17 protein-coding genes are annotated in these 17,704 nt (G+C 33.6%); 7 read left to right on the top strand and 10 right to left on the bottom strand.

Annotated features, from left to right (window positions below; genetic code table 11):
• The first annotated feature begins 143 nt into the window (after positions 1 to 143).
• Complete coding sequence (locus ACODSB_RS03440) at positions 144 to 308, top strand: hypothetical protein (protein ID WP_488936025.1); 165 nt, start codon at positions 144 to 146, stop codon at positions 306 to 308.
• A 608-nt stretch (positions 309 to 916) separates the two neighbouring features.
• On the opposite strand, the gene ACODSB_RS03445 is transcribed toward ACODSB_RS03440, so the two are convergent.
• A complete protein-coding gene (locus ACODSB_RS03445) occupies positions 917 to 1,591 on the bottom strand; it encodes a hypothetical protein (protein ID WP_488936026.1) in 675 nt (224 codons plus the stop codon).
• A 286-nt stretch (positions 1,592 to 1,877) separates the two neighbouring features.
• On the opposite strand from ACODSB_RS03445, the gene ACODSB_RS03450 reads away from it, so the two are divergent.
• The 4 genes from ACODSB_RS03450 (at position 1,878) to ACODSB_RS03465 (ending at position 4,966) form a co-directional block, all read left to right on the top strand.
• Entirely contained in the window at positions 1,878 to 2,267 is a 390-nt protein-coding gene (locus ACODSB_RS03450; RefSeq protein WP_488936027.1) for a helix-turn-helix transcriptional regulator, read from the top strand.
• Positions 2,268 to 2,537: 270 nt separating this feature from the next.
• Positions 2,538 to 3,233 (top strand): hypothetical protein, encoded by a 696-nt coding sequence (locus ACODSB_RS03455; protein WP_488936028.1) that lies wholly within the window; start codon positions 2,538 to 2,540, stop codon positions 3,231 to 3,233.
• 99 nt (positions 3,234 to 3,332) lie between these two features.
• A complete protein-coding gene (locus ACODSB_RS03460; protein WP_488936029.1) occupies positions 3,333 to 3,779 on the top strand; it encodes a hypothetical protein in 447 nt (148 codons plus the stop codon).
• Positions 3,776 to 4,966, top strand: a complete 1,191-nt coding sequence (locus tag ACODSB_RS03465; RefSeq protein ID WP_488936030.1) for a hypothetical protein — start codon at positions 3,776 to 3,778, stop codon at positions 4,964 to 4,966. Before ACODSB_RS03460 ends, ACODSB_RS03465 begins: the two co-directional genes overlap by 4 nt.
• A gap of 98 nt (positions 4,967 to 5,064) precedes the next feature.
• On the opposite strand, the gene ACODSB_RS03470 is transcribed toward ACODSB_RS03465, so the two are convergent.
• Positions 5,065 to 6,261 (bottom strand): C1 family peptidase, encoded by a 1,197-nt coding sequence (locus ACODSB_RS03470; protein WP_053472887.1) that lies wholly within the window; start codon positions 6,259 to 6,261, stop codon positions 5,065 to 5,067.
• A 240-nt stretch (positions 6,262 to 6,501) separates the two neighbouring features.
• Here ACODSB_RS03470 and ACODSB_RS03475 point away from each other — a divergent pair, with 240 nt between their 5' ends.
• Both ACODSB_RS03475 and ACODSB_RS03480 read left to right on the top strand, forming a co-directional pair.
• Entirely contained in the window at positions 6,502 to 7,299 is a 798-nt protein-coding gene (locus ACODSB_RS03475; protein ID WP_488936031.1) for an AraC family transcriptional regulator, read from the top strand.
• A 77-nt stretch (positions 7,300 to 7,376) separates the two neighbouring features.
• A complete protein-coding gene (locus ACODSB_RS03480; RefSeq protein ID WP_488936032.1) occupies positions 7,377 to 8,237 on the top strand; it encodes a CPBP family intramembrane glutamic endopeptidase in 861 nt (286 codons plus the stop codon).
• Positions 8,238 to 8,321: 84 nt separating this feature from the next.
• Here the strand turns inward: ACODSB_RS03480 and ACODSB_RS03485 are convergent, their stop codons facing one another.
• The 8 genes from ACODSB_RS03485 to ACODSB_RS03520 all read right to left on the bottom strand — a co-directional run bounded on the left by ACODSB_RS03485 (position 8,322) and on the right by ACODSB_RS03520 (position 17,701).
• On the bottom strand, positions 8,322 to 8,861 hold the full coding sequence (locus tag ACODSB_RS03485) for an alpha-ketoglutarate-dependent dioxygenase AlkB (RefSeq protein WP_180857102.1): 540 nt from the start codon (positions 8,859 to 8,861) through the stop codon (positions 8,322 to 8,324).
• Positions 8,862 to 8,928: 67 nt separating this feature from the next.
• The gene (locus ACODSB_RS03490; protein ID WP_488936033.1) at positions 8,929 to 10,125 is read right to left on the bottom strand and encodes a BamA/TamA family outer membrane protein; all 1,197 of its coding nucleotides are present in this window, start codon (positions 10,123 to 10,125) and stop codon (positions 8,929 to 8,931) included.
• A gap of 62 nt (positions 10,126 to 10,187) precedes the next feature.
• The gene (locus ACODSB_RS03495; protein WP_488936034.1) at positions 10,188 to 11,156 is read right to left on the bottom strand and encodes a SphA family protein; all 969 of its coding nucleotides are present in this window, start codon (positions 11,154 to 11,156) and stop codon (positions 10,188 to 10,190) included.
• A gap of 51 nt (positions 11,157 to 11,207) precedes the next feature.
• Positions 11,208 to 12,398, bottom strand: a complete 1,191-nt coding sequence (locus ACODSB_RS03500; protein ID WP_488936035.1) for a helix-turn-helix domain-containing protein — start codon at positions 12,396 to 12,398, stop codon at positions 11,208 to 11,210.
• A gap of 130 nt (positions 12,399 to 12,528) precedes the next feature.
• Entirely contained in the window at positions 12,529 to 13,107 is a 579-nt protein-coding gene (locus tag ACODSB_RS03505) for a DUF4136 domain-containing protein (protein WP_053472892.1), read from the bottom strand.
• 222 nt (positions 13,108 to 13,329) lie between these two features.
• Complete coding sequence (locus ACODSB_RS03510) at positions 13,330 to 14,730, bottom strand: DUF2252 domain-containing protein (protein ID WP_488936036.1); 1,401 nt, start codon at positions 14,728 to 14,730, stop codon at positions 13,330 to 13,332.
• A gap of 10 nt (positions 14,731 to 14,740) precedes the next feature.
• Positions 14,741 to 16,213, bottom strand: coding sequence for a DUF1254 domain-containing protein (locus ACODSB_RS03515; RefSeq protein WP_488936037.1), 1,473 nt, complete (start codon positions 16,211 to 16,213; stop codon positions 14,741 to 14,743).
• Positions 16,214 to 16,249: 36 nt separating this feature from the next.
• On the bottom strand, positions 16,250 to 17,701 hold the full coding sequence (locus ACODSB_RS03520) for a DUF1254 domain-containing protein (RefSeq protein WP_488936038.1): 1,452 nt from the start codon (positions 17,699 to 17,701) through the stop codon (positions 16,250 to 16,252).
• Positions 17,702 to 17,704 lie beyond the last annotated feature (3 nt).

A 17,704-nucleotide genomic window follows, 5' to 3' on the forward strand; every position in this document is an offset into this window, starting at 1 on the left:
TAGAGCATCTGACTGTTAATCAGAGGGTCCTTGGTTCGAGCCCAAGAGGGGGAGCTTAAAAAAAGACGATCAAACGATCGTCTTTTTTTGTTTATAAGCTTTTATTACTTCTTCTATTTAATATCTTTTGTAAATTTACAACTATGAAAGACATTTCAAATACAACTGAAAGAATCCAATTTGCTTTAAAACAAATGGAAAAAGCTATGCCTGCTATTAGAAAACAAGTAGCTATATACGAAGAAAATGTCCGTTTAGGCAAAACCAAAAAGAATCCAACAGCAATACCACAAGCTAATAGCATTTAAGATTACATCTTCTAGATTCTTATGCTCTCAAATAATTTTATCATTTCTTCCGCCAATTCAATCGCATCTCAAACATAGCCCGTGGTTTCAACCACGGGAAACGTTATACAAATCACAATAAATACATTGCCAAACATTGCGTTCCTGCGGTTGAAACCGCAGGCTATGTTTTATTATATTGTGCAAAACCTTTATTGCGATTTAGTTTCTTGCTTATTTTTAAGTTTCATTGTATTTAAATTTTTACCCTGAAACAATTTCATTATTTCCCTCTCAATTCAATCCTATTTCAAACATAGCCCGTGGTTTCAACCACGGGAAACGCGATACAAATTATAAAAAATGTATTACCCAAAAATTGCATCTCCGCGGTTGAAATCGTGGGCTATGTTTATAAAACCTATTAAGTACTTTATGGTTTAATTCCTTGCCTATTTTATAACTGAAGGTTTTGCTCTCAAACAATTTCTACTCAAAGTTTGTCATTTCGACGAAGGAGAAATCTCCGCAAGTAACTCTATAAAGATTGGCGACATACTGTATGGAGCTTCTCGCGGAGATTTCTCCTTTCAGTCGAAATGACAAAACTGAGTTTTATTACTTCGTCTCTATTGATTCAAATTCTTGCTTTCAAACAATTTCATCATCTCTTCGCCTTTTTCTTTTTCGTTTGTTGCTTTTAAACATTGCGCGTATCTAAAATAATAAATGGTGTCTAAATTTGCTTCGAGAGTAAATAACTCCGTGTAATATTTAACGGCATCTTCAAAATTACTTTCAAAATAGAACTTGTCAGCGACTTTTTTTAGCATGTCTATAGATTCGTACCCTTTATCCAAAACATTGGCGTAGGTATCGAGAATATCTATTTTTACAAACTTCTCGCTATAAGCCGGAGCAGTAACCTCAACTTCTACTGGTTTAATTTTTTCAGATGTTGCATCGGCCATTGCTTTTGACGGTAAAATTGTGCTTGCTGTTCTTGCTTTTGGTTTTTTATAGATTGGAGTTACCGTTCTGGTATTATTTGGACCGAGATCATTTGTATAAACCATATCCAGCTTAGAAACTTCGTATTGAGTAGTTCTTTTTCCGAAAGGCATATTGATCACTTCTACAACCAAATACGATTCTATAACACGATCATCTGTTGGTTTGCTGTCAAATTTAAAAGGCGCTCTTCGAGAATCTGCATTTGCTACCATATAATTGGTTTGCTGAGCAAAACCACTTATTGAAAACAAACTGGCAAAAGCCGCAAAATGTAGTAAATATGTTTTCATAAGTAATTAAATTTAAGTTGATACTCCGTAAAACACTATATAAAGCTACTGATTTCGTGACGTTTATGCATTACTTTGACCGCGAAGTGCTTATAAAAACGATTAAGTGTGTGTTTTGCTTTTTGCCCAACGCTGATTGTTTTTATAATTTTAGTTTTTATTTATTCGTTGTGCGAAAAATTGTATTTTTGCTTTCTCCCGAAATCGCAGCAAATTGTATCACACAAAAACAACTTGTATTTTACAACAGAAATACTTTTTTCAGGATTTTAAATATCTTTGAATTATGAGCACACTAACAAAACCAAATCATATAGAGCGAAAAATAAGCCGTATTCGTGAACTTCGCGATATGAAGCAGGAAGCTTTGGCGCAGGCTTTAGGCACAAGCCAGCAGACTGTTTCTGCTATTGAAAACAGCGAAACAATTGATGATGAAAAACTTCAGGCAATTGCCGAAATATTAGGCGTGACTGTTGAAGGAATTAAAAATTTCTCTGAAGAAGCGGTTTTAAATATTATTGGAAATACAATTAATAATCATGATAATGCTTCTTCATTTAATTATAGTTGCAATTTCAATCCTCTTGATAAAGTTGTGGAACTTTATGAACGTTTGGTTCAGGCTGAAAAAGATAAGGTTGAGTATTTGGAGAAGTTGTTGAAAGGAAAATAGAATTTCTATTTTGAACATATATAAATTAACAAGGAAGTTAATTAAAAGACCATCATTAAATGATGGTCTTTTTTTGTTTTATACTTCTGAGAAAGATCTATTTCTTTTTATTTCTTTTTTTATTTGAGCGTTTATTGAAATCCGTAAAATAGCCGAAAAATAGATTTCTATATTTACACAGAAAAACAGGTACTTATACGCTTTAATATTATTATTTAAAACACTTTATTTACAATAAATTAAGAATTTAAAATTACAACAGATAAGTGAATGAGAGAAGAAACTACCAAGAAAAACATATTTAATTATACTGCATTTATTTCAATTGGTGGGATACTACTATATCAACTTGGATGGTCATATTGGGAAACATATCTCAATAATTTAAATATTAATAGTTCATTTATTGAAATTTCTATTGAAAAAATTATCTCAACTACTTGGACAACTATAATTTTAGTATTTCTTGCATTGTTAAGATCAATTGAAGATGTTTTAAAACTAAAACCAAACCAAGCAACTTCCTTAACTAATGCAATTATATATTTGAGCTTTGGAATTATGATAATTTATATCGCTAACAATCTAAGCGATGGATACTTAATCCCAACACTTATTCTTGCAGTTATTATAACAATTATTACTTTTTCCGAAAAACATATAAATAAACTGGCAACTCTTAACCGTAGGAATTATATAATTACTATAATAATAGTAGGTTATTTTATATCCTTCTTTTATTATCCATATGTAGCTAAAAAAGATTCTACAAAAATGATATCCGACTATACGAATGACATTGAAATCATATTGAACGATAATAAAACTATAAAAGGAAAATTTATAACTTTTATGAATGACAAGTATTTTATTTTAATTGAAAATCATAAGTGCCTAAGAGAAACATTTGTTATCAATAATAGCGAAGTTTCCTATTCAAAATTTTCAACAAAAATTAATAAATAGAAATATGATCAATGAAATTTTTATTACTAAAGTTTTAAAATATTAAATTATATTTGAACATATTCAACCAATAAAAAACTGACTAACAACCACATATCAATGCCTCTAAACAAACACACTAGAAATTCTGACGGTAATTATGGACCTACCAAAAGAGGAGATTACTATACTTCTAAGGGTGATCATAGAAGAACCGCAAAAATAAAGAAAAGTAAAGGCGTAGTAACAAAAACCAGGTGGCTAATTGATGAAGGTGAGGAATATGATGTTTTTAAAATTGCTAATGAAGAATATGATTTATGGTATTGCGGGAAGAATAATTGCCTCTTCAGTTTTATTGATAAAGCAGATTTTATTTTAGGTCAGGGAGGAGAAAGAGTCGCGAAATTTCCAAATGAAAGAAACATTAACGAACCTTGGCACGGTTATCCAGTTTCTACTGATCAATCACAAAATAGACCAACATCTGAAATGCTTGATAATCTTTTCAAAAATGAAAAAATAACTTTGGTAAATCGTTTAAGGATAGAGAGAAGTCATCTATGAATACATTAAAAATACATATAAAAGGACAATTTCAAGACGGATATTTATATGGAGGTCAACTATTTTTGGTGGGAAATAGTGGCGAAATCAAATCAATAAATCTATGGAACGTCATAGCTCAAAACCTTAATCATAATTCAAATGAATATCATTTTTTTAAACTAGCATTTACACAAAATAATTGGCTAAATAATAATCAAGCAAATGCGTATTTAGGTATTTTAAAATTTAAAAAAGATTTCAAATCAATTTGGCAAACTTATTCTAAAACTGAATATCATTTTAATCTTCCCGAACAAAAAAATTTAGTATTAGGAAAAATTGATAATGCTCCAATATTTGATTTTCAACTATATGGAATGAGAATGTATGCTGGAAATAGAGAAGGCTTATATGAAGCAGCAATAAGTATAAATGATCAGAATGTTGTCCGACTAAACAAATCTATTAATAGGGTATTTGATGCTAGAACAACACAAATTTCAAGTAAAGCTGGATCAGTTATTATTTCTTCTAACACAGAAGGATTATTTCACGGTCAATTAATTGGTTATGAGGATAAATTATCCGTGAAGGATAAAGCAATTTCAAAAAAGTCAATACGAACCAGTTGGTCAGGATTTGATTTGGTAAATTACGAAACTCAAAATAATTTTAATTATTTAAAAAGTGAATATTCTGCAACTGAAGAACGAAATTATCTTTATTCAAAAGAAGATGAAAGTAGTAGAAAAATATCTATCGATGTAATTGGCGAAAAAACATATTCTCTTGAAAATTTAATAAAAGGACTAAACTTTCAAGAAAGCGATATAGTGTATTCATTTAATAGTTCAGATTCTTGCTTTTTCTTTTTAAAAAATGGAGAATTTTTTCATACTTATTTTCGAAAGGATCATAAATTAGAAGATGTGAAATTAAGTTCAAAGATTTATAAATTACCAAATGTTGAAAAGAAAAACAATCAAGTTATAAAACCAATTTCAGCAAAAACCATTTTGAACGGAACTATTATTGAATATTTTGATAAAGTTTTACTTGTCAAAAACAACAAAAAAATAATACTTGAAAACAAACCTGTAACAGCGATAAAAACTTTTCCCAATTCTTTAAGATACAAAAATATTGTAGCAATCTTTGATGGAGAGGGAGTTTCAATTCATTCAATTTTTCCTTTTGATATTTAATTTTTTTTAATTCATTGAAGATTCAGAATTAGCAATTTCAAAAAAGCGCCGCAATTAGTTGCAGCGCTTTTTCTATTTATTTTAAATCTGGAATAAAATTAAACCCCTAATTTCTTAGCAATTTCAGCAGGAATTCCGCCTTTGTTTACCATTAAGGCAGTCGTTTTATATTTTACGAAATTTTTGGTAACGAACAGGAAACCTTTGTAGTCGTTTGTTTCTCCCCAAGAATTTTTTACGATATAATATTCTTTTCCGGTTTGATCTTTTGCAAGACCAATAATGTGCATTCCGTGGTCGTCTGTTGTACCGTAATTGTCAAACGCAGCCTGACGCATTTCTGGAGTAATTTCCGGTTCTGCTTTTGGTCCGTTAAACATATCTGCTTTTTCTTCGGCCGTCATGTCGTCAAATTTCTTTGTTGGAACATATGCCACACCATTTTTCCAGCTAAAGCTTTTCTCGCTTACATCTGTTGCCCAAGCTACAGTATATCCTTTTTTCAATGCATTGTCGATAACATCTGTCATGTCATTTACTTTTACGTTGTAAACCTGATCTAAAGACCAGTTGTCTGGCACGGCAAGAACAGTTTTTTGGTAATATGGAGAAGTTGTAAACGAAGACATTTCTACATATTCGTCAGGATTAATTCCTACCACTTCTTTAGCAAAAGACTGCGGCGTATAGTTTTTTCCTTTGTAATTGAAGTTATCCGGCACTTTTCCTAAATAAGAATCGATAACAGCAGCGTATGCTTTTTGCCAGTTTGGAGTTAATTCTCCGTTTGGATTTTTAACCACCGCAGCCAAAACACCTTCGATAAGTGCAGACATTTCGGCAAATTTATTTTTATCTGTTCCGTAGTTCAAACCAGTGTAAACTTCTCTTGGTACGGTTCCGTATTTTTTGTACATATTAATTACGTCGTGCAGCGAACCTCCGTCACCTAAAGTGATCGCGCCGTGCATACGAACATAATTTACTCCTTTGTCAACATACACATTTCTTGCAGAAAAAACCTGAGAAAGCTCAACAGGCTGTTTTCCTAAACGAATCATTTCAGACTCTAAAAATGAGTTTGATGCATAACTCCAGCAAGTTCCAGATGAACCCTGGTTTTTAATCGACGTTGTTCCTAAGTTAACTACCTCAGTGAATTTAAAAGCCTCTTTACTTTTATCACTCGCATTTAGCTTTAAGGAATTTACTAAAATGTCCTGCGCAAAACAGCCGCTTACACCAACTAAAAAAGCAGATGCCGCGAAAACTGATTTCATCGTATTTTTATACATAATCAAAAGATTTAAATAGTTACTTATTAGTAGCCTGTATTATATTTTTGTTACAAAAAAATTAAATATTCGGTAAATAAACTATTATTTAACAGTTAATGTTTATACAATGTTTTTATTAATCCTCAAAACCTTACAAACTATATAAAAACATAATCTGTTTACAATCAAATGTTTTTTGATTTTATATGCAAATAAATAGTAATTTGGCTGTTGAAATGCCACGCTATAAACCCCAAAATGTACGAACTCGAAAAAGAGAAATACTTAGGCAATACTAAAAAGAGCTTCAATACCCAGCAGGGAATTGCGGTTGTCGAAACCGAGTATCAAAACAAGGTTTACGAAGGCTGGCACTCGCACAATAATGCGCATATAACGCTTTTCCTGAAAGGCGGAACAACTGAAAAACGAAAAAATTTCAGCGAAACTGTTGGTCCCGGTTCGTTATTGTTTTACCACAGCGACGAACTGCATTTAAACCAAAATACGCTTTTTCCTTCCCGAAATATCAATATCGAAATTGAAGAAAATCTGCTGAAAGAACTTCAAATATCAGAAGCCGTGATCGAAAAATCGGTTCAAAATTCGGCGTTTACTAAGTTTTTAATTTTAAAGATTTTTAAAGAAACGCTTACTTCTGATACTTTTTCTGCCGATACTATTACAATGCTTTTTTCGCAGATTTCGAATGCTCAAAATCATTTAGAACGTTTTGAAAAAAGTCCGTTTTGGGTGAAAAGTTTACAGGAATTACTAAATGATTGCTGGAACGAAAACCCGAATCTGCAGGATTTGGCAACGGTTTTAAATTTAAATCCCATTACGATCTCTAAACATTTTCCGAAGTATTTTGGCTGTACTTTGGGCGAATATATGCGCCGAATAAAAATAAACCGTTCGCTTTCGCTGATACAATCGCACGAAAGTAATTTAACCGAAATTGCCCTCGAATGCGGTTTTGCAGATCAAAGTCATTTTATCAGAACTTTTAAAAGCCAAACAGGATTTCTGCCGAAACAATTTCAAAAATTATAAAGAGGCAAATTTCATTCTATTTTTTGTTTTTGATGCGCGATACTTTTGTCTCATCATAAATCAATAAAACAAATCAAATGGAAACCCTTACCAGAAAACAGAAAATATTTAATTTCCCTGTTGTCAAAATCTTACTTGCTCTGCTTACTTTTATGGCTGTTGTTATTATTGGCCAGCAAATTGCCGTAAAATTATTGGCTTTGACATCTCTTGACAAAGATTATAGAAATCTTTTAAAAGGACTTTTTGTTTCCTTTTCGTGTATTTTCAGTTACATTCTTTTCTTTAAAAAATATGAAAAAAGAACTATTACAGAATTTTCTACAAAAGGACTTGCCAAAAATATTAGTATTGGAACTTTAATTGGTTTTGTTTTACAATCCCTAACCATTTTAGTAATTTACCTTAACGGAAGTTACAGCGTTGTAAATATCAATCCTGTTTCGTTTATCCTGATTCCGTTTACTATAATGTTTACCGTTGCCATTATTGAAGAAATATTGGTGCGCGGGATTATATTTAGAATTGTAGAAGAAAAACTGGGAAGTTATATTTCTCTTACGATCTCTTCGGTATTATTTGGTGTTTTTCATTTTGCAAACCCTCACGGTACTTTGATTTCGGGAATCTGTATCACAACTGCAGGTTTTTTATTTGGAGCCATTTTTATTTACAGCCGTAATTTATGGATGCCAATTGCTTTGCATTTTGCATGGAATTTTACGCAGTCGGGAATTTTTGGAGCCATAACATCTGGAAACGAAAAAACAAGTAGTTTATTAGAAGCCAAAATACAAGGTCCGGAATTTATTACCGGAGGAGAATTTGGTCCCGAAGGATCGATTCAGGCTATTATATTCTGTGCCGCTGCAACTATTATTCTATTAGTTTTAAACCACAAACAGAATAAAATTATCAAGCCGTATTGGGCGAAATAGAGTTTTTTTCTGCCACGAATTGCACGAATTTCCACAAATTATATTTGAATTCCCGATCGTTATTATCGGGAATTTTTTTTGAAATTATTCTATAAGTTTTCTAAACGTTAAGCTTATTCTTTCGGCATTATCATTAACCTCATCTGGTAAAATTGCATGAAGCCAAAATTCCTGTACTTCTTTACTCATATAAAATAAACTATTAGGTTCTAAATCTATATCATGAGTAATCTCTTTGTTTATTTTATTTTTAAATCTCATTATTCTATTATTTCCTAATGAAACAATTGCGATTCCTGTTCCTTCAAACAATATATCGGTTTGATCAGAATGAAATCCCATTTTCGATTTTCCATCAGTATAATAATTGATAAGACAGTTATTTGGAACAAAATCAATTTTGTCTTTTATTACATCTATCACATTTTCAATATGATCTGGTAATGGCAAAAATGGATATTCCATTTCAGAATAGTTGTAAGGAGTACCATAACTAACCGTTTTTCTGGATTTTATCGAGGTATCCCAATTTGAAGCGTTTTTTACCAGTTCAAACAAAAAATCATGATTGTTTACAATATTGTTCTCTATTTTTATTTCGTTTAACAACTGGTTTAAATCCATTATTTTTTACTTTTTGGATATAAAAATAAGAAGATTTATGAGAACCCTGAAAGTTTATAAGCTCTTTCTATCGTAACCAATTGCTACCAAAAACAATATAATATGCCCAATCTTCGGGGCCTTTTGCAACGTCGACACCCATTCTGAGTTTGAATTTTCGGGCCAATAAATACCTGAAACCTGTTCCGTAACTGTATACAACGGGTTTTGCGAAAGCTTTATCCCAATCGTTAAAAGCACTTGCAAGGCCGCCGTAACCCATAAGACTCCATCTTCGGTATAAATCCCATCGTAATTCGGCTTCGGTAACAATGCTTGTTTTTCCCTGATATCTGGCAGCGGGAATTCCGCGTAAATTGATTCCGGGCAAAAGATAAAAAGGCGGACTCCCAAACGCCTGCTCTCCTTCTACCCTAAGCCCGCCAATTAATTTTTTTGTTAAGGGATAAAATCCTATTGCCGATAAATTGACGCGCCACGCATCATAATCGCTCCCTATTGCATCATCTGACCAAAAGAAATCTGACTGAAGCCGGATTCCTTTATCTGGTGTAAATATATTGTCGCGTCCGTCAAACTGAAGCGCCGCTCCAAGCTGACTTATCGTACTTTTAATGTCTTTTGGCTGTACAAATGGCGGCGGAAGATCAACATCGGGCAGGTTTATTTTTGAGTTTAAAAAGAGGTATTGAGGCCCGGCACTCCATTTTGCGTTTCTAAATTGTTTTAGCCATTGTGTATAAAAAATAGTAGACCTAAAATTGAGTTTAAATTCCTGATCTTTTGCATTGGGGATATTATTGGCATAAAAAGATAAATTCATATCGCCATAACCTGCCATAACACGATATAAAATTCTGGATTTGACTAAAGTTCCAGACCGAAATGCACCTGCCATCCAACTTTTATTTTCGGTATACATACCAATTCCTCCGGTTATATCTGGGTTTATAAAACGTTTTTTGCCATTTTCGTCTACAACCGGCGGACGTTTTTTAAGAAAAACGGGAACGATTGCACCTCCAATTCCGCCCAAAGCCGGTTCTGTAATAACGGTAGGCACTACAATAAAGCCGTGTGCATAAATAATATAATCGCTTAAGTCAAAAGCTCCGTCGAGAGAATCTTTTGTGGTTATATGCGGTTTCTGTGCTGTTTGTGCGATTGTGTTTTGAAGAGAAAAAAAACACAAAGCAAAAATGAAAACCAGTTGTAGAAAAAGTTTTCTGTTTTTTATGGAAGAATCTGAATATGTATTTCTCATTTAAATCAATTTAAAATTTATCTTATTCCTTTAAAAAACATCAACTTAAATCATTCTGAGGATTATTCTTTTTTCTCTTTTGCCAAGCTGAATACATGCGCAAGTGTCAGGAAAAAAGTATTTCCCTGAAAACGGCTTTCGGCTCCAAATTCTGAAATCCAGCGAAGTCCTGCAGAAGTTTTGCAGCCTATGTGGAAATAATTTACCTCAGCACCAACGCCTCCAATTTTGTCTTTGTCTGGTTCAATCACAAAATTGCCTACCGGAATTTTATCGTTTGAAATTTTATATTGCAAATAGTAAATTAAACCTGCATTTAGTATTCCGCTTGGAACAGTTTTCGCAGCATTGAGCGTGTAAAAGGTTTTTCCTAAACCTCCTTCAACACTTAAAATGTCTCCGGTTTTAATATCGGTATCTTTCTTTTTTCCGTTTATTTCGTAAGAGGCTAAAGCCGAAAAATGAAATGTTTTTTTATCATTAAAGTATACGGTTGTTCCGGCCGAAAATTCATTCATCAGCATTCCTAAACCGGCATTATCTGAAGCTCCGGCGCTAAATTTTCCTGTTGGAAGATACAATTGATAACTAAAAACAAAATCGGCTCTTTTGTTGTGCCAGCCTAATTGAATGGGCTGTACATACATATCTGTAAAAGCGAGTGAATTTGTTGCATCAAGTGAATTTCCCTGAATGGTATTTGAAGCAAAAGCCAGCAAAATAGTCGCTCCGTAATTAGCTCCTAAAATTTTGAAATCACTTACATAATTAGCTCCAACTCCTGTTATAAACATGGTAATATCTGGATTTGCAACAGATTCGTCACCGTCTGCATTTCGAAGGGAACCCGCATCATACAAATAACCCGGCACGTAAACGCTTAAAGTATTTGCCGGAGTCTGAGTTCCGGATTGTAATCCCATTGCTCCAAGAATATGTCCGCCTTTTAACTGTACATTTCCTAAAAAACAAACGAACAGAAATAATAAGATGAATACTGATTTTATGGTTTGTTTTGATTTCGTTTTCATGGTTTCTTCTTTAAATTAATGAGACTTTACAATCCATTTTTACAAACTATTTCAATTTGTAGACTGTTTAAAAAAATAAGAACTGCTTTTTTCAGGGTTAATCCTGATTACCCTAAAATATTCTGAAGGAGATTTTCCTGTATGTTTTATAAAAGCCCTAAAGCAGGTTGTTCTGGATTTAAAACCAGATGCCCAGGCCATTCCTTCGAGGGAAAGATCTTTCCAGTCTGAATCGTTTATTTTTTCTTTAAAATATTCGATTCGTTTTAAATTAATATAATCCTGAAAGTGCAGGTTGAATTCTGAATTAATTAAACAGGAAAGATTGTTTACGGTAATTCCGGTTTCTTCTGAAATATCCCGAATGACTAAATCTTTCTTTAAAAAGAGTTTTTTAGAATCAAAAATACTTTCTAGTCTGGCCAGATACAGCTGTCGTTTTTCCAGCGTTAACTCTTTTACTATTGGCTGTGAATTTTTGCTTTCCTGTGAAGCATAGGTTCTCAAATCTTCATTGACAAAATCTGTTTCGTTTTCATTTGCATCATAAAAAAGCTGCGGTTTAAAATACAGCCAGCCAACCGTAAACATTAAAACCGATGAAATAAGAATGTAGCAGGATAAATCTAAATTATCGACGTTATTGATTAAAAAGAAATGCACGAAAAGTGTTGAAAATAAAAACAAGATGACTAGATTATAAACCCTGATCCAGCCTAATATTTTGATTCGCTGCAGGTGATTTTCCTTAAATTTTTTAATGTCATAATTTAAAATCATCATAGTTTGGCAAAATGCGTACATAAGCCAAACGCTGAGACTTAACATTGAAAAAGGATTTTTTGTTTTTACCGAAATATAGTCTATCAAATAAATATTGGTATAATTTCCAATCCAGACTAAAATAGTTAATGAGAAATAAATGAGGAATGGCAGGAAATGAAACCAGTCGTATTTTTTATAGTATGAATTTGGAAATAAAATATTTCGAACGTATAAAAATGCACAGGGAGCTGCTAAAAAAATAAACGATTTAGTGATCATGAACAAATCCGGAAATTCCTTAAAAACATTTGCCGATAAGTAAAAATTATAGACGCTTACAATTGCCAGACTAAACAAAAACAGTCCTAAGAAAAAACTTTTAGAGTAGTTTTTCTTCGAGAAAAGAACCATAAATGAAGTAGCAAATCCTACAATTGTAGCTATAAAAAAGAAAAGCGAAAGTACTATATCGGTCATACGTTTTAAGCTTTGATTAGTTTGTCCTTTTTCTTTGAGAAGGGGGATTTTCAAAGAAAATAAAATGTGCGATCATAAGCTGTACTTACTAAATTTGAAAGTACAGCCTATTTAAAACAGTAGTTTTATGCTATTTTTTTACTGCCCCAGGAGGAAATCCTTCTAAGATTTTTTTGATAGAATTATTTATAAATTCTTCAGGATTATCTGGTTTACTGTCAATTTGAGCATTTCCAATTCCCTGCCAAAGTAATTTTTGTGTTTTTGTAGAAACTATATCGATAACTAATGAGCCGTCAACATAATCATAAGTATTAAATGTTGTTGTGCCGCCGCCCATCATGGCTCCACCGCCCCAATATCCGTATGGGCGATACATTCCGCCATAACCATAAAAATTAGAATCGGCTGTAACTTGTGTTTTATTTTTTAAAATAGAAACTGCATTTACTTTTAAATCAGGATTTGAACTTTCTGTAAATCCTTTTGCAATCATTTCAGCACGAATTGCATTTGTAACACGGTCTACATTTAATTGATTTACCTGACCTTGCTGCGCTTTTAAATCATAAACTGCAAAAGTTTTATATTCACTAAAATTTGCAGAGTGATCGTAATCTGTTGTAACCTTAACTGTTGGGGAACAGCTGTAAATTAAACCCAAAAACAAAATTGGGATTATGCGAAGATTTGTTCTTTTAATATTCATTTTGTAGAATTTAAATTAATGATTAATTACTTAACTCGAAATTATTAATTCTGAAAAATCTTGAATGAAAGAATATACGGCTTCGATAATGCGTTAAAAAACACAAAGAACTATATTACAGGCTTTTAGCAAACACTCAAAGATAATCAATTTATTTTATTGACATAAACATTTAGCGAAAAATTCTTACTTATTTATAATTGCTTTATTTATCCTGCAAAATCATATTTCTGCAGAAACCGGCAGTCTGCCTTCCTTTATGGCTTGGATCATTTTATTGTAGTCTAACTCATTTTGATCTGCGTATAAAAGAGAAAACTTCGAAACTGCGTTGGCAAATTCATTATTATCACCAATATATCCGGATAAAACAGATGGATCTCCAGAGCGGGCATGCGCTCTTGCAAGTGCCCATCCGCAGGCTTTGGCATAATCTTTCAGGTTTTCTTCTTTCATTATTTCAAGAACGGGTTTGACTTTAGCATCACGAAGCTGACGGATGTAAAAAAATCTTCCCCTATCGTCATTGGTCCATCCTAAAAATATATCCGAAGCAGACTGCATTAGTTTTTGTCCCATTACAATTCGCTCGCCTTCCTGATTGTATTTCTTTTTCGACTTTACATATTGTTCTAAAACACTTTGTCTTGCTTCTTTAAACTGCAAAAAAATGGGCTCGCCCGTGGCAGACATTAATAAACTTATACCGCAAAGTGTGCCTACACTTCCTACGCCTACCACTTTTATGGCAAAGTCATGCATAGAATATCTGCTTAACAAAATTTGCTTGTCTTCTGGCAATGATTCTATGTATCGCTTATGAACCAATTCTGCTTCTTTCATAATGATCTTTTCATCATTTCCAGAGGAATGAAATATCAAAGGCGGTTCATCTTTTATTCGGGCCCGAACTCCATCCTGATACGTCATTTTTGCAAATTCCTTTTCATGTGCCGTATATTCGGCTGCTTTTTTTATTCGCTTTTGATGAAATTCTTTTATTTCTTCATCTTTTCCCAGTTCAATAAGTTCGGCAAGATCAATATCAGCATACCAAATTTGAAGCGCCGATAATTTGCTGTAATCCAGCATATGCCTTTTATAACTGTCTGCCACGTGCCAGGCAAATTCTTTATTGCTTTTATCAGCAAATTTGAGCCATCTTCCTGCAATCGCAAAACTTGCGGCTAAACGTTTTACATCCCATTCCCAAGGGCCTTGAAAAGTTTCATCAAAATCATTTATATCAAAAACCAATTTACGTTCTGGTGTCGCAAAACCTCCAAAATTCATTAAATGACAATCGCCGCAAAGCTGTAAATCGATTCCCGTGTTTGGTGTTTCTGCCAAATCTGCTGCCATAATTGCTGCCGCACCACGAAAGAAGGCAAATGGCGATTCCATCATTCTCCTGTATCGAATGGGCAGTAAACTTTCTATTCTTCCAATACTGGTTTTTATCAAAATATCAATAGGATCTTGCCTGTCTTTTGCAGCAATATATTCCTGATGTGAAGCGTGCGGAACGGTCTTTCTAATCGCTGCACCTTTCTCATAACGTTCTGCTTTTGATGCTAGTGGATCAAATGAAATTTCTGTTTTATCTGCTGCTTTTTCGACCATAAAATGATTCTTATTTTACTTCTTTTATATCATCCATTTTCCAACTTTTATCAAAATAAGCTGTCGTTGGTCCGTAAAAACGCATATAAGTAAACCAATGTTTTCCCGGTAAAGTCTGAACCCAGTTTTTTTCTTTTCCTGCCGGAGCTTTTGGTCCAAAATACAAATCGACAGAACCATCTTTATTTTTTATTAAATCCTTACGGGAAGATAAGTCTGCGTTTTTCTGCGGATTATCTATTAAACAGCGGGTTGCCGAATCATAAATCGTAATGGACCAAAAATTGACTGCTGGCGGATTTGCCGGAATATTTAGTGTATAATTTTTTCCTCCGTCTAACCAATTTCCTTCATTATCATAATACGATCCTAAGTAGGCCTGACCCACATTTGGTATTTTGGTTATCATGGCTTTTGAGTAAGTAACGGCTTCATAGAAATAGGATGATCTTTCAAAAAATTCATCGTAATTATCGGCATGCTGCGATGGGTCTTTCATAATTAGTACATAGTCCCATTTTTTATCCGGCCAGTGTTTTATATCTGCAAAACGTTTTTCAAATGAATTTGCCATTGCCATTTGCTGTCCTTTCTCGGCAGCGGCAATTAAAATTTTCTTCTGACGTTCATTTGGAGCAAAAGCTTTTCCTTTTTCTATACCAAGATTTCTTAACCAAGCCATAAAAAAACGATCTCTTTCTTCCACTGGTTCATTTTGTAAAATAGCATGAAGTCGTTCCCAATATTTAATTCCTGCCGGCTGAATTCCTAACCATTTTTTACCTGCCGGCGGGCTAACCACTTTTGTTGGTCCGGGATTTGCTCTTTGTGCGTACGGATAAATTTTTACTTGTTTTAGCAGCGTTTCTGTAATTTTAGGATCAGGATCTAAAGCTCTAAACCCGAAAAACATATTTACTGTATTACATGGAACTATAAAATATCCATCGGCTTTAAAATCTTTAATTGTTGGAGGAACCAGGATGTATTTACCTCCTTTTCCTTTATCTGGTCCCATTTCTCCAATTACTGCTTGTTCTCGTTGCCAAAAATCTGCCAGTCCACCGGCAGTATGTCCAGCCGGCATTTCGATAACGGTTGGACCATTTGCTGCTAAATCTATAAACGTCATGATATAAGGCGTTGTAGCATTTGCGGTAAGAATTCCTAAACGATCGTCATAAGAGTTATATAAAACAAGATCGTTACTTGATGCTTTAAATGTTTTGTAGTGTTGCTGCTGCCATTCGGCGAAAGCCACAATAGGCAATCCCCATAAGTAACATTGCGTTGCCTGTTGAAAATCCATTTCGTCAAACAATGCCGGAATAGATTCTTTTGAAGGCAGTTCGCCATCTAATTTAATCTGAGTTCCATTTTCTGAAACCAGCGTTGATGATGTGGTTTCTGATGTTTCTTTTTTACATCCAAAATTTAATATCAGAGTAATTACTACTAAAATTATAAAACATCTATTTTTCATAATGATTAATCATTTTGGTTTAAAATCAGGGAGTAATTATTTTACTTCTTCAACATCTCCCATTTTCCATGTTTTGTCAAAAAATCCTTTTTCCGGGCCATAGAAACGTGCCAGTAATTCAAATTTTCGTTTTGGATCTGTCGGAACCCAATTTGATTCTTTTCCTGCCGGAGCTTTTCCACCAAAGTAAATATCTACAGAACCGTCACTGTTTTTTTGAAGTCCCGGCGATGTTGAGGCACGACTTGCATATTTCATTCCTAAAATAAGTGCATGGGTTTCACGATCGTAGGCTGTTACGGACCAATATAATTTTACCGGAACTTTTGCAGGCAAATGAAGTTTATACAATTTTGAGCCGTCAAATTCTTCTCCTTTATCATCTTTAATTGATATCAAATAGAATTGTCCCGTTCCTAAATGTTTGGCACTAAAATAGGCTATTGAATAGGCAATCGCTCTTTCGCGTACCGGATAAAGATTTGGTATGGAATAATCACTCGCTATTGATTTTACAAAATCCTGCGAAACCGGTAATGCCCATTTAGTATCATTGTAAAAAGGCATTTTAAACGCATTTTGATATTCTGAATCAATCCAGATGTGAGCATCTTTTATTGCGGCATTTAAAATTTCCTGTCTTCTGACATCGGCCTGAAAGATTTTTCCTTTTTCAATTCCAATCGTTTTTAACTGATCAATCATTGCTAAGTCGCGGGTTATCCAAGGTTCTCTTTGAATAAACTGATTCAATATTTCAAAAAAATGAAAGTCGTACGGAATGGTGTTACTGAATGGAACTTCTAATAAATCAACAAATGTTGTTGCAGGTGGATTATCTGCTTCAGAAAGAGGATATATCTTAACTTTTTTTCCGTAGTCAACTGCTCTTTTAATATCATTTGGACTTCCGTCTGTAAGATTTGAACGAAGTATGGCATATCCTGTAAAAGTTGAAGATGGCATTGGAATGTAACCTAACGGAACGGCATCTTTATAATTGGGCGGTAAAATGAGGTATTTGCCACCTTTTCCTTTATCTACACCTGCGGGGCCAATATCTTCTATTGCGGTCTGCCAGCCATCGTCTAAACTTCCTGTTAATGATGAAACGCCTTCAACGGGAGGAATTTCTAAAACAACAGGGCCTTGTCGTGTGTCGTACAATGGATTTACATAAATTACGTCTGGATTTGGGGTTAAGGTTTGATTTTTGGAACTGATTAATCCAGACCAATAAATAATTTGATTGTAATCGCCTTTTACTTTTATAAGACTTTCATGAAGCAATTCTGAATTAACAGCGGGAATTCCCCAAATAACGGCTTCAAATGCCCGATTATAAACAAGCTGTTCTTCAAAATCTGCGGGTTTAAATACTGCTGTTTTTGTAGTATCGGCAGGTGTTGAAGTTTCTTTTTTTGTTGTTGAATTGGTACACGAGAACAAACAGCCCGTTATTATAATTGCTAAAATGTTTAACTTCATGAT

This window comes from Flavobacterium sp. FG68 (assembly GCF_057808895.1).